Below are 17,325 nucleotides of genomic sequence, written 5' to 3'. Positions count from 1 at the left end.
TAATTTATGTTGATAATTTTAAAGGAAAATATAAGGACTTTAGGTAAGCTTGGTGAAGTTGTCAAAGTTAAACCAGGTTATGCACGTAATTTTCTTTTTCCACAAAGAAAAGCGGTGAAAGCTACCAAGGAAAATTTAACAAAGCTAGAGGAGCAACGTTTATTACTGGAAGAAGAGAATATAAAAAGATTAAATGTAGCAAAAGAGCTTGCATTGTCACTACATGATAAGTTTGTGGTATTGATAAAGCAAGCTTCAGAGGATGGTAAAATTTTTGGTTCTGTAACAACACGTGAAATTGCGAAAGTTTTACTACAAGAAGGACGTGCGATAGATCATCGTAGTTTATCTTTTGGTGGAATAAGCATCAAAAACTTGGGTGAATACCAAGTAAACGTAGAATTACATAGTGAAGTAGTAGTACCAATTACTATATACGTCGTGAAATCCGAAACAGATGCAAATGAGCTAAGGCAAGTAAAATTGCAAAATCAGAAGTCGCAGCAACAAGAGGCAGGGCAAGGTGCGAATAAAGAAGCTACTGATGGTGGTGAAGCTGATTAAAGATGATCCCTCGTTATAGCCGTAAAGAAATGTCTGCCATGGCTAAGCTGGTGTCATCCCAGTGCGTGACACTGGGATCTAGCATGTTCAAAGATAAGACGGGGGTCATTTAATGATCCCGCGCTATAGCCAAAAAGAAATGTCTTCCATTTGGGAGGAAAATAATAAATTTAATATATGGCTTAAAATAGAAAAATTAGCGTGTGAAGCTCAAGCAGAGTTAGGAGTGATTCCAAATAGTGTTGCTCAGAAGCTCTCTGGTGCTATTGAATTTGATATTGAACGTATCAACGAAATTGAATCCATTGTAAAACATGATGTTATAGCTTTTCTGACATATGTTGCTGAAAAAGCGGGAGTTGATGTTCATTATCTCCACTATGGAATGACAAGTTCTGATGTTTTGGATACATGCCTTGCGGTGCAGTTGAAAGAGTCATGTGATATTTTACTCGGGAATCTAAAAAATTTACTTGCAGTATTGAAAAAAAAAGCTGAGGACTATAAAGATATTGTTTGTGTTGGGCGCAGTCATGGAATGCATGCAGAACCAACAACTCTTGGATTAAAATTTGCTAGATTTTATGCTGAATTTAAACGCAATTATCAGAGATTAATTAGCGCGCAAAAAGAGATCTCAATTTGTAAAATATCAGGTGCAGTAGGTAATTTTGCAAATGTTGATCCGTTTGTTGAAGAGTATGTAGCGAAAGAAATGGGACTCATACCTGAAACCATATCGTCTCAAGTCATTCCTCGTGATAGACATGCCATGTTCTTTTCGGTTTTGGGAGTGATTGCAAGCTCAATAGAAAATATTGCAATTGAAATTCGTCATTTGCAAAGAACTGAAATCGGCGAAATTTCTGAGCATTTTTCCATTGGGCAGAAGGGAAGCTCTGCTATGCCACACAAATGTAATCCTATTTTAAGTGAAAATCTGACGGGACTCTCACGTTTAATACGCAGTTATGTTTTTCCTGCGTTAGAAAATGTTGCATTGTGGCACGAACGTGATATATCACACTCGTCTGTGGAAAGATGCATTGCTCCTGATGCTTGTATAACAATGGATTTTGCTTTAGTGCGATTAACAGATTTGATAGATAAATTGGTAATCAATAAGGAAAACATTGAAAAGAACTTAAATTCTTCAAAAGGTTTAGTTTTCTCACAGCGTGTATTGCTTGAGTTAGTAAATAGTGGTTTGGCGAGGGAAGAGGCGTATAAAATTGTTCAGAGCAATGCAATGAAAGTGAAACAAAACAACAGTGATTTTCTGGCCGAATTGAAACAAGATAAACCTTTACTTAAGGTTATTAACTCGGAAAAACTTGAATCTTTGTTTGATTTGAAATATTATACAAAGCATGTAGGTCACATATATAGCAAGTTTTTCAATTAGGCTGAGTAGCTCAGTTGGTAGAGCAGGAGGATCATAATCTCTTGGTCGGGGGTTCAAGTCCCTCCTCAGCCACTCGAACTAAACTATGTTTAGCAAGATAGTGCTATTGGTGAAACCCAGTGTCAACTACTTGGAATGAGTTGTATACCCAGTTAGGTGTACAGTTTAGAGGACAATGGATAAGAGATTGTGAAAAGGGTTTAGCTTTTGGCCTATGATCTCTTTAAATGACAGAATTTCACTACAAAACTTAACTTTCTTCTATGCAATTAGCTAAGTCAAGAAAGGTGAATCTATCTCTTGTTGCAAACGCAAGATCGACCACTTTACAATATTGTTCTTTATTCCAACTGAGGTGCTCTGGTAAGTGCGGAATTGATAGATCTTCAAATATTTTTTGCAGGTATTTTGCAGGTAGTAAATTTTGCTTAATTAAATTGGAAATATTAGTCCATTCTTTACAAATAATCTCTTGGATTTTTTGCTGCATAATTTGCTTCTGTTCAAAAGTTCTTACAAATTCGATATTATCAAAGCACTGAGTTATATGTTTTACATCTAAAGTGGTCGGGTTGATAATTGGGTTTTGTATTGATAATATCTTTTCCTGCAAATTAGCCATGGTAATCGTCGTAACAGCAATTTTTTCGCCATGTAGTGAGGAATGATCTCTTGTTACCATTTCCATTGCGTGAGCTATCATATGCTCTCCTTGGCTTGCAGAATAGCTGCCTTTTGATATTACCATTCCAAGTCCTGAAATTAGTAGAACTTCCATAAGTAATAGGACCACTTTTCTACTTCTTTTAGTAAGCGCCGTATACTCTCTTAGCAAAATTTGCTCCAAATCGCGAACAAGTGTAAAAGGTAATTCATTGTATTCTGTGCCAAGCAACAAATGAGATAGTAGCCAGTCAGCCTGAACTGTCGAACGGCAAATGAAATCTGCAAATCCGCTTAATGTGAGGCGCAGTGGTGCATTGGTAAGTATGTCTATATCTATATATATCGCTCTTGGAAGATGTGCTTTGAACGATTTTTTGTATCCATTTACTAATATTGAAGCATTTGCGGATGTATATCCATTCATGGAAGCGGCTGTTGGGAACGATATATAATCTTTTTTCTCGAGGTAGCTTGCATATTTGCAGATGTCGTTAACGGTGCCGCTACCGAATGCAACTATTAAGTCGCTATCTTTTGTTTTGCTTCTAACTAAATTTACAGTTTCAAGAGAGGCGGTGGAATTGCCGGGGATAATTAAATTGGAGATTTGATTAAATACGTTTTTATTTAAAAGTTTTGCTGTGTTTTCATCTGTAACTAGAAAGATGTCATTTCCGTGTCGTGTGCATATTTCATAGATATTATCAGCAAGGTGGTAATCTGTTATTACTTTTCTTAGAAAAGTTTGTTCGGCTTGATGTAATATTTGTTTTAAATAGTGCATAGAGTGTTTACAATATAGCAATATAATTATTTTAAGGTTGACATGAAAATTGACCCCGTGGAGCTAACTAAGAAATTGATCTCTTTTGAGAGTATAACACCAAGGGACGGCGGGGCAATAGAGCATATAGCAACAATCTTCAAGAAGAGCGGCTTTGATTGTGAGATTTTAGAATTTGGTGATAAAGTTAAAAATCTTTATGCGAAATATATAAATGGAGTACCAAATTTGTGCTTTGCTGGGCACGTTGATGTTGTACCACCGGGTCAGTTAAAAGATTGGGCATTTGGTCCATTTAATCCAGAAGTTAGAGATGGAATGTTATATGGAAGAGGTGCCGCTGATATGAAAAGCGGAGTAGCTGCGTTTATTGCTGCTATGGTAAATTTGATTGCAGAGAAGTTTCGATTCAATGGTTCGATAAGTGCATTGATTACCAGTGCTGAAGAAAGCATGGAAGAATATGGAACAAAGGCAATTTTGGAATGGATGAAAAGTAAGCAAAAAAAGATAGATTTTTGTGTAGTTGCAGAACCAACCAGTAGTGAGAAATTAGGTGATACCATAAAAATAGGCAGAAGAGGTTCTGTAACATTTGAATTAATTTGCCATGGAAAACAAGGGCACGTTGCCTACCCAGACCTAGCAGATAATCCAATATATAAGGTAATATCGATATTGAGTAAGGTAAAAAATACTACTTTTGATCATGGTAATAAATATTTTCAGCCTTCACATTGCGAAGTTACTACTATCGATGTTGGAAATAATACTAGCAATCTAATACCTGGCTCAGCAACTACACGTTTTAACATTCGATATAACAATACACAGACACCTGATGGCTTATATAAGCTGATTGATGAAATATGCTCCAGTGTAACTAACGATTATAAACTTTCTATGCATAGCAGCAGGGACGTTTTCCTCTCTACTCCTGATAGAAATACTGATATTATGCTTGATGCGATAAATAAAGTTACCAGTATTGATGCTGTGCTGAGCACAAGTGGTGGCACATCTGACGCTGCGTTTATCAAAGATGTTTGTCCAGTGATTGAATTTGGTATAATCAACAAAACCGCACATCAGATAAACGAATGCGTATTAGTAAATGATATACACAAATTAACAGCTATATATAAGGAATTTATAGAAAATTATTTCAATCCCACTAATAAAATATTGAGTCAGGTCAACGTAGTTAGTAATATATCTAGTGGTCCATTGTTAGCTTAGATGTAATCAGATCTCTTGCATAACTGTTGTTTGAGTAACAACTGCCAGCGTGTGACGTTAGAATCCAAAAACCATGAGAGCTACAAAAACCACTTGACAAACTCCGCCAGTCCCCTTATCATGAAACTGAAGTTATTGTATTTGCTTTCGCCAATCTGCAGATTAAAAGGTAAGGATTACTTAATGTATCGGTGTCTTATGTTTAATTTTTTGCAGTATATAGATACTGTATGTCTTTACAAAACTTCATCTACATCTAGATTTTTATCTAAATAAGCTGAACGCGCTTATAAAGCGTTTAAGACAGTAAAAGACGTCAAATAGACAAGGGAGAATTTGAATACTAGCTACCCTAGGGTTTCTTTGCCTTTTTTTCCACTTAGTAAATTTCTTAACGTTTATAATTTAGGTTAGTTGCAGCTTAAAAGCAGCTAAGTCGAGGTTATTAAGCATTTAGAGTAAAAAAACGCCATATTTAAAAGTATAATGTAAGTAACTAGCCAACCATGGGGCTTCTTTTGCCTTTTTTCTTCATTTGGTAAATTTCTTAATGTTTGCAGCTAACATGAACTGGGTAGGAAGGTGTCATGCAAGTAGCTGACACTGGAATCCAGTTTCACCCTATGATGGTGTCATGCAAGTAGCTGACTACTTGGATCCAGGAAACAAGGAAGGTGTCATTCCAGTGCTTGACACTGGAATCCAGTTTCTATTATACCAACTGTTTGGTATCCAATTAAAATTCCTGGATCCCAGTGTCTGGGCACTGGGATGACATCGTCATAAAGGAACCAGTTTGGATGACACCCTGAAAACCATCATTCTGCTACTTGTTAGCGGCTGAGATACCGTGACGGTATGACGGTTCGCGGCGGCATGACGATAATCCCGCTACTTGTGAGATACTGCGAATGAATCGCGGGATGACGGTTAAGTAATTCGTCATCCCGCTACTTGGATGACATCATAGAGGTTACTTAAGCTGCCATTATGGAGGCACCTAGGTTATGCAAGAAGTCTGTTGTTTCTTCGATCTTTTGAAAATAATTATATACTTTTGGTACTTGACGGCTTGACATAAAAATTTTATTATATGCTTTTCAATAAGGAGGTTATATGAGTGGTAGAAAATATGATTATGGTTACACTCTTAATAAAAAAATAGATGAGGCTTATGGGCTCCAGTTTTGCGCAAGAATAGCTGTAGGAGCTGTTGTAGGAGTGGGTGCTGTAATAGGAGCACTTGCAGGATTAGGGCTCAGTTTCACAGCTTTGTCACCTTTAGTTATAGGTGGAGTAGTTGGTGCTGTATTTCCGGCTTTACTAACGTTTGTGGCTATAGGAGCACGCTATTGCTTTCGCAATGAGATTAACAAATTGAAAAAGGAAGAAGGCTTTGTGAAAAAACGTGTAATAGCAGCACTTATGCCTCTCTTTATTCCTATGACAGTCACTAGCATAGCAACTGGAGTTGGTCTTGCTGTAATCGCAAATGCTGTTCTTCCTGGTATCTTTGCAACTTGGTGGGCAATAGCAGCAGGTGCAGGAATAGGAGTCATTGCATTACCCACAGGAGTAGTTACAGGTATAACTGTTGCATCAATATTTGCAGGAAGTATACATGAATGTATTATGCCAGATGATTGTGCGTATGGACCTGCTTAAACAGAATGGAAAGAAGCTTATTTTAAGTGGTAGAGACTTTCATCTTTGGTGAGATTAAGGTAATTGTTTGCTGTTTGCGAAAATATTCGCATAATTTTAGTAACATTACTTGATAAAGATTAACTATGGAGCTTAATAAGATTGCAGCATCGATTTTACTTTCTGGATTAATAATTATGATAGTTAGTAACGTAGTTGATATGCTTTACAGTCCAGAAGAATATAAGATTGAACACCAAACGATAGTAGCTGCTGAGCCTCAGCAAAAAATTGAGCAAGTGGCGCTCGATATTGGAGCGCTCATGCAGAATGCTAGCTTTGAAAAAGGCAAGTCAGCAGCGAAGAAATGTATAGCCTGTCATAGTTTTGAGAAAGGTGGAATGAATAAAGTAGGACCAAACTTATGGAACGTAGTTGGAAACAAAAAGGCTCATCTTGGTAACTCATTCAATTACTCAAAAGCAGTGCTTGAAAGAGGTGGAAAATGGGGGTATGAGGAGCTATTTGCTTTCTTAAAGAACCCAAAAGCCTATATAAAAGGTACGCGTATGGCATTTGCAGGTATTTCCAATCCACAAGAAATTGCAGATCTAGTTAGTTATTTGCGTCAATTGAGTGATAACCCGGTTGCTTTGCCAAAGTAGTATGGATTATTGTAATGATGGAAATAATGGTCGCATAGCATATCGAAAGCTACAAGGAAAGAAAGCTTCTGTAGTTTTTTTCGGTGGATTTGCATCTAATATGGATGGAACTAAAGCAACTGCTATTTACAAATTTTGCCAAGAAAACGATATAGCACTTGTGCTATTTGATTATTTTGGTCACGGTCATTCAAGTGGTGATTTTATTGATTACACGATAAGTGATTGGCAAGAAAATTGTGCTAAAGTGATAAGTGAATTAACTAGCGATAAACAAATAATTATAGGTTCAAGTATGGGAGGATGGCTGATGCTGCTCATTGCCCTTCAATTTCCAGAAAAAATTGCAGCATTAATCGGCATATCGTCTGCTCCTGATTTTACTGAAGATTTGATATTCAAGCAATTGTCAGGCAAGCAAAAAGAAGAACTAGGTTCTAAAGGTGTAATAGATTTTACTTCAGAGCATTGTACATACAAAATAACTAAAAATTTGATCGAAGATGGCAGAAAGAACCTTCTTTTAAACAGAGAAGCAATAGATATAAACTGTCCTGTGCGCTTATTGCATAGCATTAATGATAAAGATGTTCCTTATCAAACTTCATTGAATTTAGCTGAAAAAATTAAGTCAACCGATGTTGAAGTATACTTGATGAAATCAGCAGAGCACAACATGTCTGACAATCACTCACTGAAAGTTTTATTTAAGACCATTAGAGAATTTTTGCCAGCAAAAACATATAGGTAACCGTTCACACAATGGCGTCAACTTAAGAGCATACATTAGCAAACTCTCCTAAAGACATGATGGCGTTTGGGCTTATCTACCTTGTTGCGGCTGTCCTGTTAACTTTAGCACGTATACTTAAAAAGGGCTTGAAAGTTTTTTGGCGCAATAAGTACCTGATAGAGTTTCTGCCTCATTACACCAAATAAAACTGAAAAATTTAAACGATACTCAGTAATTTGGTCTGGGAAGGCCCTTGTGCATCATACATATGAAGCGACAATATATTACACATGACTAAGTTTGCCCAAAATTCTTGTAATACAGCCTCTAAATTTACGCCAGAAAAATTCTCTAATTCTGCACCTATTTTGAGTCGTTTATAGCACTCCTCTATATGCCACCTTAACACATAAGCTTTGCTGATATCTTCCAAAGTCTCGGTCAAAAAGTGAAGTCCTCTGTTTCCCCATTGGCTAATGTGTAAAAGACAAGATTTAATGTGACAGACAAGAATTAACTGACAGAAGAATTGAGGTAGTCAAAACTAATATCAGGCTCTTGTTTAATGCTACTAATGTTTTTCTGAAAAGCAATATATTTACTATCAAAAAACGTTTGCATAGGTGTTTTGCCATAGCAATACTTACCCGAGTGAGGCCTTGTCTCATTATAAGAACGCAACCAATAATCAACATCGATCTGTAGATCTTCCAAAGAATTGTAGATTTTCTTTCTAAAGATAATATTGTAACACTCATCTTGCATGGTTCTATGAAATCTTTCACATATGCCATTGGTTTGTGGAGAGTTGGCTTTGGTTCTAGAATGATCGATATTTTCGATTCCCAAATATAACTGATAAGCGTGATTTTCTGGCTTGCCACAATACTCTGTACCCCTATCAGTTAGAATGCGTAATAATGGAATTTTCTGCTCATCAAAAAATGGAATAACTCTATCGTTGAGGAGGTCTGCAGCTGTAATAGCTGTTCTGTCCGTGTAAAGTTTAACCATTGCAACTCTCGAATAAGTATCAACAAAAGTCTGCTGATAAATTAGCCCTATACCTTTGATATTGCCCACATAATAGGTATCTTGAGAACCCAAATAACCTGGATGTTGTGTCTCAATTTCACCATGAGCTTCCCTTTGTTCTTTAACTTTTTCTAAAGCTGTAAGTTGTTCTTCAGTTAAAATGATTCCTTCTTAAGCTACTTTTGTCTCTAGCGCTTTAAGTCTCTTTTTGAGAGTTTCAAGGTCATTTCTTAGCCATACAGACCTTACTCCTCCCTGAGAAATTATTATACCTCTTTTTCTCAGTTCATTTGCAGCTCTTTCTTGCCCATATGCTGGAAATTCTGTTGCTATACCAATCACTGCTCTTTCTATATCGTCGGAAACTCTGTTCGCTAATAGCGGTTTTTTCTTACTTATTTCATGTAATGCTTCCTCTCCTCCATTTTCATATAACTCCTTAAACCGATAAAATGTATCTCTTGAGTATCCCATCACTTTGCATGCTTGAGATACATTTCCTAGTTGTTTTGCTAGCTCTAATAACCCTAGCTTTGGTTTTAGTATTTTTGTTTGTATTGTACTCATTTCTAACACTCCTTTCTTTTATTATTTTATAACTTACTTATTTTAAGTGTCAGATCAAGTCCTATTTAATACAGCTAATGTAAGCGCTATAACTCTTACTTTTTGTCCTTTCATTTTATTTTCTAGCACAAAATCAAAATCTAATTCACCAGCGTTCCCATAGCTTGCTATAATTTCTTTTTTGCAAGCGAAAAATAAAGTCTACTTTCAATTCATAATGCTGCTGAATGAATTTTAATGAAGACGATCATAGATAAATAATTTGATTTAATGAACGCATTTGATTCGGGCAATTGCTCTTCCGCCAACGTTTGTTCGCCTATATTCCAAGCCGCAAGGCGAGCACTGCAAATCAGCGAAGTACATAAATCAACAAACAAATTGCCAATGGTGCCTGTTGTTCCATTTGGTTTAAAACGGCCAAACTCGGATACAATTTCTTCAGAGCTCGGTAATCGAATACCAGAACCATCTGCTGCAATAAGCCTATAGCCTCTCCAGCTCAGGCTCATCTTGATAGGCTGTTTGGATGCTTAAATTCTTGAAAACCTGTATTTATATTTTGCTTTAGAAAAAGCTTGCTTTGAGGGTGGAGTTTTACATGTCAACGGCTCCATAAGTTCACATTCTATTTCCAAACTTTTTTTAACTAACTATAGAAAATACTGTCGTAAAAGGGAGTTTTCTTGTTCGCGTGAAACTCAACACAATGGATTCTCTGAAAAGCTTTCGAGTATATTATATTTTTAATTTGTAGAATAAGATTTTTTCCTTTCTGCATGTTTCACCTAAAAAGGATACATTTTAGACTTCTTTGTTGAAATAAAACAGAAACAAAAGTGCTGTTTATTGCACTCTTTGGATAATTTAATGATAAAAAATTTAGAGAGAAATTTTATACACTATCGCTGATATTTTTCCTTAAGTTGACGCCATTGGGAGAACAGTTGCTACTTGTTAGCGCCGCGGCGGTATGACGGTTCGCGGTGGCATGACGATAAGACGATAACCTCGTCATTCCGCTATGTGTTAGCGGCTGAGATACCGCGGCGGTATGACAGCGTTAGCTATACTTTTATACTCACCAACTCAGTATCCAATCTGGATCCAAGTAGTCATGGCACTGGAATGACAGGGAAAGGAGGCTACTTGAATGAGATCCTCCCTTGTGGACTCAAATCACAACGTTCGTACAGTTATGGTGGTATGATATGGAAAAATCTCTAGCCATAAGACACAAAGCCTAATGGAAAAAACTGCGAACGCCAGTGAAAAACATAGCAATTTTATTTTCATTTGCAGCTTTTATCACATCTTGATCTTTCAGCGAGCCACCAGGCTGAATTATAGCTGTAATTCCATGTTTTGCACTTTCTACTATGCTATCTGGGAATGGAAAAAATGCATCTGAAGCAAGCACTGCACCTTTATATTTTTCACCTGCTTTTTTTACTGCAATGTTCACACTATCTATTCTGCTTGTTTGCCCTGCACCGATGCCAATAGCACAACCATCTTTTGCTATAACTATTGCGTTGGATTTCACATGTTTACATATTTTCCAGGCAAAAATAAGATCTTCCTTTTCTTTTTCTGTTGTAGTGCATTCTGTTACTTGTTCTGCTTTTATTGTGTGGTCATTATTTTCTTGCACCAAAAACCCACCAATAACATTTTTGATTTGGTATTTCGCGCTTTGCTGAAAAGATTTGTGAATAATCACTCTCAGATTTTTCTTTCTTTGCAAAACTTTTAGCGCTTCACTATTTACTGACGGTGTTATCACTACTTCCAAAAATATCTCGCTTAATTTTTCTGCTAGCTTTAAATCTATCTCCTGATTTAAAGCTACTATGCCACCAAAACTGCTTATTTCATCACACGATAGAGCTTTTTCATATGCCTCCAAAGCACTATTGCCAACAGCAGCTCCACATGGGTTATTGTGCTTTATTATCACTGCTGCAGGCTCTTTAAACTCAGAAATTATGTTAAGTGCGGACTCTATATCTACTATATTATTATAACTCAACTCTTTCCCATGTATTTTTTCTAGCGGATATTTGGTAAATTGATTACTATAAAATGCAGCTTTTTGATGGGGATTTTCACCATACCTGAGTTCTTGTACTTTATGTCCATATAGTGCAAAAAACTCTGGCAACTCATTATTTTTACTCTGGGATAAAAACCAACTGTGAATATTAGAATCATAGTGTGCAGTGAGAGCAAATGCTTTGGTTGCTAAATGTTTTCTATATTCCAATGTTGTTTCATTGTTATTTTTTATCATCTCAACTTTTAGTGCTTCATAGTCTTGAATGCTAGAAATAACTGAGGTAAAACGAAAATTTTTTGCTGCAGCTCTAATCAGCGCCACTCCACCGATATCTATTTGCTCTATGATTTGCTCTTCACTTGAATCGCTATTCACCGTCTCCCAAAATGGATATAGGTTAGTTATAAGCAGGTCTATTGGCTCAATACCTAGATTTTGCATTTCCGTTTTGTGCTTTTCTCTATTGCAAAGTATTCCTCCATGAATTTTAGGGTGTAAAGTTTTCACTCTACCACCTAGTATCTCTGGAAATTGTGTGTAATCTGAGACCTCTTGTGTTTTTATTCCGGCATCAGATAGTGCTTTATAAGTATTTCCCGTTGAGAGAATTTCTATTTGTTGCTGCATTAAAAACGATGCAAGATCAATTATATTCGTTTTGTCGTATACTGATATTAAAGCTCTTTTTATTTTCATTTTTGTACAGAAAGTTTTTTAAGATTATATCTAAGAAAAGGAAATTTAGCTATTACATTTCTACACTAATTTAAAGCAGTCTATTCTATAAATTTTTTTACCATGCTTGATTTCAAGCCACGAATAAAATCTTCAATACTGCAAGGATTTCTCCCTTCCATTTGTACAACTTTAGGAATTAAAGTGCCACCTTTTAAACTTATGTGCATATTATCGTTAACAATCTTACCTTGTTCTGAAGCGAGAGCTTCAAAGTCAGCATCAAGTATCCTGATACGTTTATTCTCTATCTTGATGAACGCTTTTGGGTAAAACGCTTTAACCTTTCTATAAGCAACCTCACAAGCATCACTTGCATAAATTTTATAGTCTTCCACTTTGTCAGCGTAACATGAATCATTATCGTTCTGTTTTAAGGGAACCTGTTTTTCAATTTTGTTTAGCACTTTCAGCAGTAAATCACTGCCTAATTCAGACAATTTATCATGCAATGTCTTGTAGTTATCGTTCTTTTCGATAAGAAATTTTTCCTGTTTTAAAATAGGGCCGGAATCTAATCCTTCATCCAATTGCATAATGCTAACCCCGGTTTCTTGATCTCCGGCTAAAATTGTGTGCTGTATCGGAGCTGCACCACGCCACTTTGGCAGTAATGAAGGATGAATATTAATACAACCATATTTTGGAATATTCAAGATTTCTCTTGGAAGTATCAATCCATATGCAACCACAACTGCAACGTCTGGTTTGAAACTTCTAAATTTTTCTTGCTCCACTAGAGATTTTAGAGAAGTAGGAGTGCATACCTCTATGTTACTTTCTTCAGCGATAACATGTACTGGAGATTTCGTTGGCTTCTGTCCACGTCCTAAAGGTTTTGGAGCCTTGGTGTATACTGCTACCACTTCGCTCTTTGATTTCAGTAACAAGCTCAGAGAATTAACAGCAAATCCTGGTGATCCCATGAAAATAATTCTCATGCTTTTAAGTGTTTTTGCTTTAAGAATTCTCCGCTAATTTACCACTTACGGTTTCTACTAATTTGGCAAAATCATCCTTATAATTAACGGCCATCTCAGCAAGAATTTTTCTATTTAAATCAATTCCAGCAAGTGTAAGACCATGAATAAACCTACCATAAGTAAGCCCATGCTCTCTTACTGCTGCATTAATACGTATTATCCATAAATTACGGAAATCACGTTTACGATTTCTTCTGTCTCTGTAAGCATATTGCAGTGCTTTTTCAACTCTTTGTAATGCAATTCTATAACAGCTTTTTGCACGTCCTCTATAACCCTTTGCCAGTTTCAATATCTTTTTATGACGAGCGTGAGTAGTAACTCCACGTTTTACCCGAGCCATTTTATTTTACCTCCATTTTGTTAAATACCATAAGGCATATAAAGCTTAACTATACGCGAGTCAGATTTACCAAGAATCGTTGTACCGCGCTGATTACGAATATTAGATTTGCTTCTCTTTACCATGCCATGCCTTTTGCCTGACTGAGTAGAAATGACTTTACCCTTAGCTGTAAGGTGAAAGCGCTTTTTAACAGAAGATTTAGTTTTTAATTTTATTTTCTTCATATTCCAAACAAATTTATAAGCACTACTATCTAGTTCTTTAATAGTAATTAAGTAGTAGTATAAATAATTTTACTAAAGAATCAAATTAAAATTGTACATTAAAGGAGTTTAAAAGTAATTACGCCCAATATGTGTGTTATATCTTCTTTATTCCCAAGTGGCAACAATACTTGCCTCATTTTAACACTTTCACTTTCTTCCTCTTCATTGATTGGGCATTTACTCTCTATTACAGCATCAAGTTTATCAATAACTGCATCTATTTTATATAGTCGCAAAAATGGTGCATCAATTGCATACTTATTATCAATGCGCGTCTTTTTCTCAAAACCATAGAATTCAACAGCCTTTTCTCCTGCATTTTCACAAATATAACCTTGATCCTTGACTTCAATGATAAAACAATGCTGCCATGACTCCATTATTTCTGCAGTGTCTATTTCGTGCCTTTCTGGCCAATCTCTGTCTGATCCTTTTATATCACTCCAGTGCTCAGTTACCACATTTGCTATTCTTTTTTCTTTGCCTACATAAATTTCCATTCCAATTTCCACATATAAAACACAGATATGAGGTAAATTTATCGTGAATATATTGATTTTTCCTTACCACAAGGTGCATGTCACTAGAAGTTCTGAGATCTAGAGAGAGGTGGTATTGTAATTGATTTTATTTCCATTGCAGCTTATTATTCATGAATAATCTCAATAAAAATAATGAAGTTAAGTGAAATCAGAGAAAGATTTATAAAATTTTTTTTAAGTAATGACCACGAGCAGGTTTCTGCTTCTCCTTTGATTCCAGAACATGACCCAACGCTCATGTTCACAAATGCTGGTATGGTGCAGTTTAAAAATATTTTCACTGGTGCTCAAAAAACTGAAATGAAACGTGCTGTCTCAAGTCAAAAGTGCCTAAGAGCAGGCGGTAAACACAACGATCTTGAAAATGTTGGCTATACAACTCGGCATCACACATTTTTTGAAATGCTCGGAAATTTTAGCTTCGGTGATTACTTTAAGGAAACTGCGATAGAATTTGCGTGGAAATTTATCACTAAGGAGTTATCTCTTGATAAAAACAGACTATCCATAACCGTCTACCATACTGATGATGAGGCGTACGAGATTTGGCGTAAGATAAGTGGCTTTTCAAGTGATAAAATCATAAGAATTACAACGGATGATAACTTTTGGAGTATGGGAAGCACTGGTCCATGCGGTCCATGTTCTGAAATTTTTTATGACCATGGGAGTCCTAATTTACAAGACGACGATAGAATTGTTGAAATCTGGAATCTGGTATTCATGGAGTTTAACAAAGATGAAGAAGGTAATTTACACAAATTGCCAAAAAAATGCATCGATACTGGAATGGGTCTTGAGAGAATAGCTACTGTAATGCAAAATGTCCATGATAACTATGATATTGATCTATTTTCTGCTCTGATCAATAAATCTCAAGAGTACTGTGGAAGAACGGAAAATAAAATAGCGCATAAGATCGTAGCAGATCATCTTCGCGCGGCTGCATTTCTCATCGCAGAAGGAGTGCTTCCTGGAAATGAGGGCAGGAATTACGTATTACGCAGATTAATTAGGAGAGCCGCGCGTTATATCCACCTGCTTGGATATAATGATTCTCTACTCCATCGCATTTTTCCGGCGCTGATAGATAGCACGAGTTCGGCTTATATGGGAGATGTTTATCCTGAATTAGTCAGAGCCAAAAGCTTAATAGAAACAACGTTAAAATCAGAGGAAGAAAACTTTAAAGACACTTTGATGAAAGGTATCAATCTTCTGGAGAAATTCACTACAGATTTAAAATCGGGCGATACTTTACCTGGAGAATCAGCATTTAAGCTATATGATACCTATGGGTTTCCTTTGGATATTACACTTGATGTTTTAAAAGAGAAAAAAATAAATTTTGACCAGAAGGGTTTTGATGATGCAATGGGAGAACAAAAAGAGAGAGCACGTGCTAAATGGGCTGGATCTGGTGAAAAATCTGTTGAGCAAGTATGGTTTGATTTGATCAATAAATTTGGCAAAACAAAATTTGTTGGTTATGAGTTCAATGAAGTAAGTGATGCGAAAATACTAGCTATAGTTTCCTCTAAAAATGAAGTAATTGATTCTGCAAAGGAGGGAGAAAAGATAACCATTATACTTGATAAAACACCTTTTTATGGTGAGTCAGGTGGACAGGTGGGAGATACTGGAAGTCTAACAAAATCTGATGGCAGTACAGCAATAGTGGAAAATACTAATAAGATTAACGATCTATATTTGCACAGGTGCGTAGTCAAATCTGGTTCAATCTGTAAAGGTGATGTAGTTACAGCAAGCATCGACAAGGAAAGAAGGCAAACCTTAAGAAGAAATCATTCGGCTACGCATCTTCTGCACTTTGCATTGAGAAGAATCTTAGGTGATCATGTTACACAAAAAGGTTCCCTAGTTGCACCAGATAGACTGAGATTCGACTTCAGCCATAACACTCAAGTGACTCAAGATCAGTTATTCTGGGTAGAGGATATGGTAAACTCTCTAATCAGAGAAAATCTTTCTGTATCTACAAAAATTCAAAGCATGAATCAGGCAATAGACGAAGGAGCCATGGCGTTGTTTGGTGAAAAATATGGTGATCAGGTTAGAGTTGTAAATATTGGAGATTCGAAAGAGCTATGTGGTGGCACGCACGTTGAACATACTGGAGAAATCGGTTTATTTAAGATAGTAACAGAAAGTTCTGTTGCTTTTGGAGTGAGAAGAATTGAAGCTTTAACTGGTCAAGAAGCAATTAATTATGTACGTGATAATGAAATTAGCTTAAAAAAAGTTGCAGAATTCGTAAAAGTGCCAGTAAGTGAAATAACAAGCAGATTAAGTGTTTTAAGTCAAGAACACAAAAAATCCGAAACCAAAATAAGAAACCTATATAAAAAGCTTGTGAGTGCAGAGAATATAAAAAGCACTGAAATAAATGGAATAAATTTTATAAGCCACACTTTCACTGATATTCCAGCAAATGTAATAAGAGAGTTTGTTTTGCAGCAACAAAAACCAAAAACGGTAATAGCTTTCACGGCAACAGAAAAAGATAAAACAGTCTTGATTATTAAAGTAAGTAAAGACTTAATCAATAAGATTAGCGCAAAAGAACTAATATCAATAGCAGTTGAAAAGAACTGTGGTGGGAATGCTGAACTTGCACAAACAGGCTGTGATAGCAATAAAATAGATGATGCCATTACAGCCATTTATAGCAAAATAACCGCTTCTAAGCACTCTACGTCATACCGCCGCGGTATCTCTTAGCCGCTAACAAATAGCGGAATGACGACGATGCTGCCGCGAACCGTCATCCCGCCGCAGACCATCATACCACGATTCATTCGCGGTATCTCTTAGCATAGATCCCGCTAACAAGTGGCGGGATGACGAATTTCTTAACCGTCATCCTGCCACGAACCGTCATACCGCGATTCATTCGCGGTATCTCCCAGCATAGATCCCGCTAACAAGTAGCGGGATGACAGCAATCCTACGTCATACCGTCACAGTATCTCATCCGCTAACACATAGCGGAATGACGAATTACTTAGAGCTTGTCAAGCAAGTTTTTTCGTTTAATCCGTTTCTATAAATCCAGATTTCAGCGTTATGCG

The 17,325-nt window shown here is 36.4% G+C and carries 14 protein-coding genes, 1 tRNA gene and 3 pseudogenes; 9 read left to right on the top strand and 9 right to left on the bottom strand.

Features of this window, described 5'->3' with window-relative positions; all coding sequences use genetic code 11:
• Positions 1 to 6: 6 nt before the first annotated feature.
• The 3 genes from rplI to ACE38O_RS03745 all read left to right on the top strand — a co-directional run bounded on the left by rplI (position 7) and on the right by ACE38O_RS03745 (position 2,041).
• Positions 7 to 564: a 50S ribosomal protein L9 gene (gene rplI / locus ACE38O_RS03755; protein ID WP_374698285.1), complete on the top strand. Its 558-nt coding sequence runs from the start codon at positions 7 to 9 to the stop codon at positions 562 to 564.
• 112 nt (positions 565 to 676) lie between these two features.
• Positions 677 to 1,969: an adenylosuccinate lyase gene (gene purB, locus ACE38O_RS03750; protein WP_374698284.1), complete on the top strand. Its 1,293-nt coding sequence runs from the start codon at positions 677 to 679 to the stop codon at positions 1,967 to 1,969.
• A tRNA-Met gene (locus ACE38O_RS03745) sits at positions 1,969 to 2,041 on the top strand. Before purB ends, ACE38O_RS03745 begins: the two co-directional genes overlap by 1 nt.
• A gap of 178 nt (positions 2,042 to 2,219) precedes the next feature.
• Here the strand turns inward: ACE38O_RS03745 and ACE38O_RS03740 are convergent.
• Positions 2,220 to 3,419, bottom strand: a complete 1,200-nt coding sequence (locus tag ACE38O_RS03740; RefSeq protein ID WP_374699078.1) for an iron-containing alcohol dehydrogenase — start codon at positions 3,417 to 3,419, stop codon at positions 2,220 to 2,222.
• A gap of 42 nt (positions 3,420 to 3,461) precedes the next feature.
• On the opposite strand from ACE38O_RS03740, the gene dapE reads away from it, so the two are divergent.
• The 5 genes from dapE to ACE38O_RS03715 all read left to right on the top strand — a co-directional run bounded on the left by dapE (position 3,462) and on the right by ACE38O_RS03715 (position 7,718).
• Entirely contained in the window at positions 3,462 to 4,658 is a 1,197-nt protein-coding gene (dapE, locus tag ACE38O_RS03735; protein WP_374698283.1) for a succinyl-diaminopimelate desuccinylase, read from the top strand.
• Positions 4,659 to 5,292: 634 nt separating this feature from the next.
• Positions 5,293 to 5,433, top strand: a complete 141-nt coding sequence (locus ACE38O_RS03730) for a hypothetical protein (RefSeq protein ID WP_374698282.1) — start codon at positions 5,293 to 5,295, stop codon at positions 5,431 to 5,433.
• A 341-nt stretch (positions 5,434 to 5,774) separates the two neighbouring features.
• Positions 5,775 to 6,323, top strand: a complete 549-nt coding sequence (locus tag ACE38O_RS03725) for a hypothetical protein (RefSeq protein ID WP_374698281.1) — start codon at positions 5,775 to 5,777, stop codon at positions 6,321 to 6,323.
• 125 nt (positions 6,324 to 6,448) lie between these two features.
• Positions 6,449 to 6,967 carry a c-type cytochrome gene (locus ACE38O_RS03720; RefSeq protein ID WP_374698280.1) on the top strand — a complete coding sequence of 173 codons (519 nt, stop codon included), beginning with the start codon at positions 6,449 to 6,451 and terminating at the stop codon, positions 6,965 to 6,967.
• A 1-nt stretch (position 6,968) separates the two neighbouring features.
• Entirely contained in the window at positions 6,969 to 7,718 is a 750-nt protein-coding gene (locus tag ACE38O_RS03715; RefSeq protein WP_374698279.1) for an alpha/beta hydrolase, read from the top strand.
• Positions 7,719 to 7,753: 35 nt separating this feature from the next.
• Here the strand turns inward: ACE38O_RS03715 and ACE38O_RS03710 are convergent.
• The 8 genes and pseudogenes from ACE38O_RS03710 to ACE38O_RS03675 form a co-directional block, all read right to left on the bottom strand.
• Positions 7,754 to 8,183 (bottom strand): annotated as a pseudogene (locus ACE38O_RS03710) (IS4 family transposase); the annotation flags it as partial.
• A 30-nt stretch (positions 8,184 to 8,213) separates the two neighbouring features.
• Positions 8,214 to 9,302, bottom strand: a pseudogene (locus ACE38O_RS03705) (IS481 family transposase).
• Between the two features lie 72 nt (positions 9,303 to 9,374).
• Positions 9,375 to 10,083, bottom strand: a pseudogene (locus ACE38O_RS03700) (transposase); the annotation flags it as partial.
• Between the two features lie 462 nt (positions 10,084 to 10,545).
• Positions 10,546 to 12,057, bottom strand: coding sequence for a bifunctional phosphoribosylaminoimidazolecarboxamide formyltransferase/IMP cyclohydrolase (gene purH, locus ACE38O_RS03695; protein WP_374698278.1), 1,512 nt, complete (start codon positions 12,055 to 12,057; stop codon positions 10,546 to 10,548).
• 80 nt (positions 12,058 to 12,137) lie between these two features.
• On the bottom strand, positions 12,138 to 13,037 hold the full coding sequence (gene fmt, locus ACE38O_RS03690; protein ID WP_374698277.1) for a methionyl-tRNA formyltransferase: 900 nt from the start codon (positions 13,035 to 13,037) through the stop codon (positions 12,138 to 12,140).
• A gap of 19 nt (positions 13,038 to 13,056) precedes the next feature.
• The gene (rplT, locus tag ACE38O_RS03685; RefSeq protein WP_374698276.1) at positions 13,057 to 13,422 is read right to left on the bottom strand and encodes a 50S ribosomal protein L20; all 366 of its coding nucleotides are present in this window, start codon (positions 13,420 to 13,422) and stop codon (positions 13,057 to 13,059) included.
• Positions 13,423 to 13,442: 20 nt separating this feature from the next.
• Positions 13,443 to 13,649 (bottom strand): 50S ribosomal protein L35, encoded by a 207-nt coding sequence (gene rpmI, locus ACE38O_RS03680; RefSeq protein WP_015589253.1) that lies wholly within the window; start codon positions 13,647 to 13,649, stop codon positions 13,443 to 13,445.
• Positions 13,650 to 13,747: 98 nt separating this feature from the next.
• On the bottom strand, positions 13,748 to 14,191 hold the full coding sequence (locus ACE38O_RS03675; protein WP_374698275.1) for a PAS domain-containing protein: 444 nt from the start codon (positions 14,189 to 14,191) through the stop codon (positions 13,748 to 13,750).
• A gap of 174 nt (positions 14,192 to 14,365) precedes the next feature.
• Here ACE38O_RS03675 and alaS point away from each other — a divergent pair, with 174 nt between their 5' ends.
• Complete coding sequence (gene alaS, locus ACE38O_RS03670; protein ID WP_374698274.1) at positions 14,366 to 16,975, top strand: alanine--tRNA ligase; 2,610 nt, start codon at positions 14,366 to 14,368, stop codon at positions 16,973 to 16,975.
• The last annotated feature ends 350 nt before the right edge of the window (positions 16,976 to 17,325 follow it).

This window comes from Wolbachia endosymbiont (group B) of Limnophora tigrina (assembly GCF_964263235.1).
In the GTDB taxonomy this organism is placed as follows: domain Bacteria; phylum Pseudomonadota; class Alphaproteobacteria; order Rickettsiales; family Anaplasmataceae; genus Wolbachia.
This window is presented reverse-complemented; position numbering and strand designations above follow the sequence as displayed.

Excerpts from the sequence above, each read along its gene's own strand:
- purB (WP_374698284.1), top strand. The coding sequence starts at position 677 with ATGATCCCGCGCTATAGCCAAAAAGAAATGTCTTCCATTTGGGAGGAA.
- ACE38O_RS03715 (WP_374698279.1), top strand. The coding sequence starts at position 6,969 with ATGGATTATTGTAATGATGGAAATAATGGTCGCATAGCATATCGAAAG.
- rpmI (WP_015589253.1), bottom strand. The coding sequence starts at position 13,649 with ATGAAGAAAATAAAATTAAAAACTAAATCTTCTGTTAAAAAGCGCTTT.
- ACE38O_RS03675 (WP_374698275.1), bottom strand. The coding sequence starts at position 14,191 with ATGGAAATTTATGTAGGCAAAGAAAAAAGAATAGCAAATGTGGTAACT.
- rplI (WP_374698285.1), top strand. The coding sequence starts at position 7 with ATGTTGATAATTTTAAAGGAAAATATAAGGACTTTAGGTAAGCTTGGT.
- alaS (WP_374698274.1), top strand. The coding sequence starts at position 14,366 with ATGAAGTTAAGTGAAATCAGAGAAAGATTTATAAAATTTTTTTTAAGT.
- ACE38O_RS03720 (WP_374698280.1), top strand. The coding sequence starts at position 6,449 with ATGGAGCTTAATAAGATTGCAGCATCGATTTTACTTTCTGGATTAATA.
- ACE38O_RS03740 (WP_374699078.1), bottom strand. The coding sequence starts at position 3,419 with ATGCACTATTTAAAACAAATATTACATCAAGCCGAACAAACTTTTCTA.
- purH (WP_374698278.1), bottom strand. The coding sequence starts at position 12,057 with ATGAAAATAAAAAGAGCTTTAATATCAGTATACGACAAAACGAATATA.
- ACE38O_RS03725 (WP_374698281.1), top strand. The coding sequence starts at position 5,775 with ATGAGTGGTAGAAAATATGATTATGGTTACACTCTTAATAAAAAAATA.
- fmt (WP_374698277.1), bottom strand. The coding sequence starts at position 13,037 with ATGAGAATTATTTTCATGGGATCACCAGGATTTGCTGTTAATTCTCTG.
- ACE38O_RS03730 (WP_374698282.1), top strand. The coding sequence starts at position 5,293 with ATGCAAGTAGCTGACTACTTGGATCCAGGAAACAAGGAAGGTGTCATT.
- dapE (WP_374698283.1), top strand. The coding sequence starts at position 3,462 with ATGAAAATTGACCCCGTGGAGCTAACTAAGAAATTGATCTCTTTTGAG.
- rplT (WP_374698276.1), bottom strand. The coding sequence starts at position 13,422 with ATGGCTCGGGTAAAACGTGGAGTTACTACTCACGCTCGTCATAAAAAG.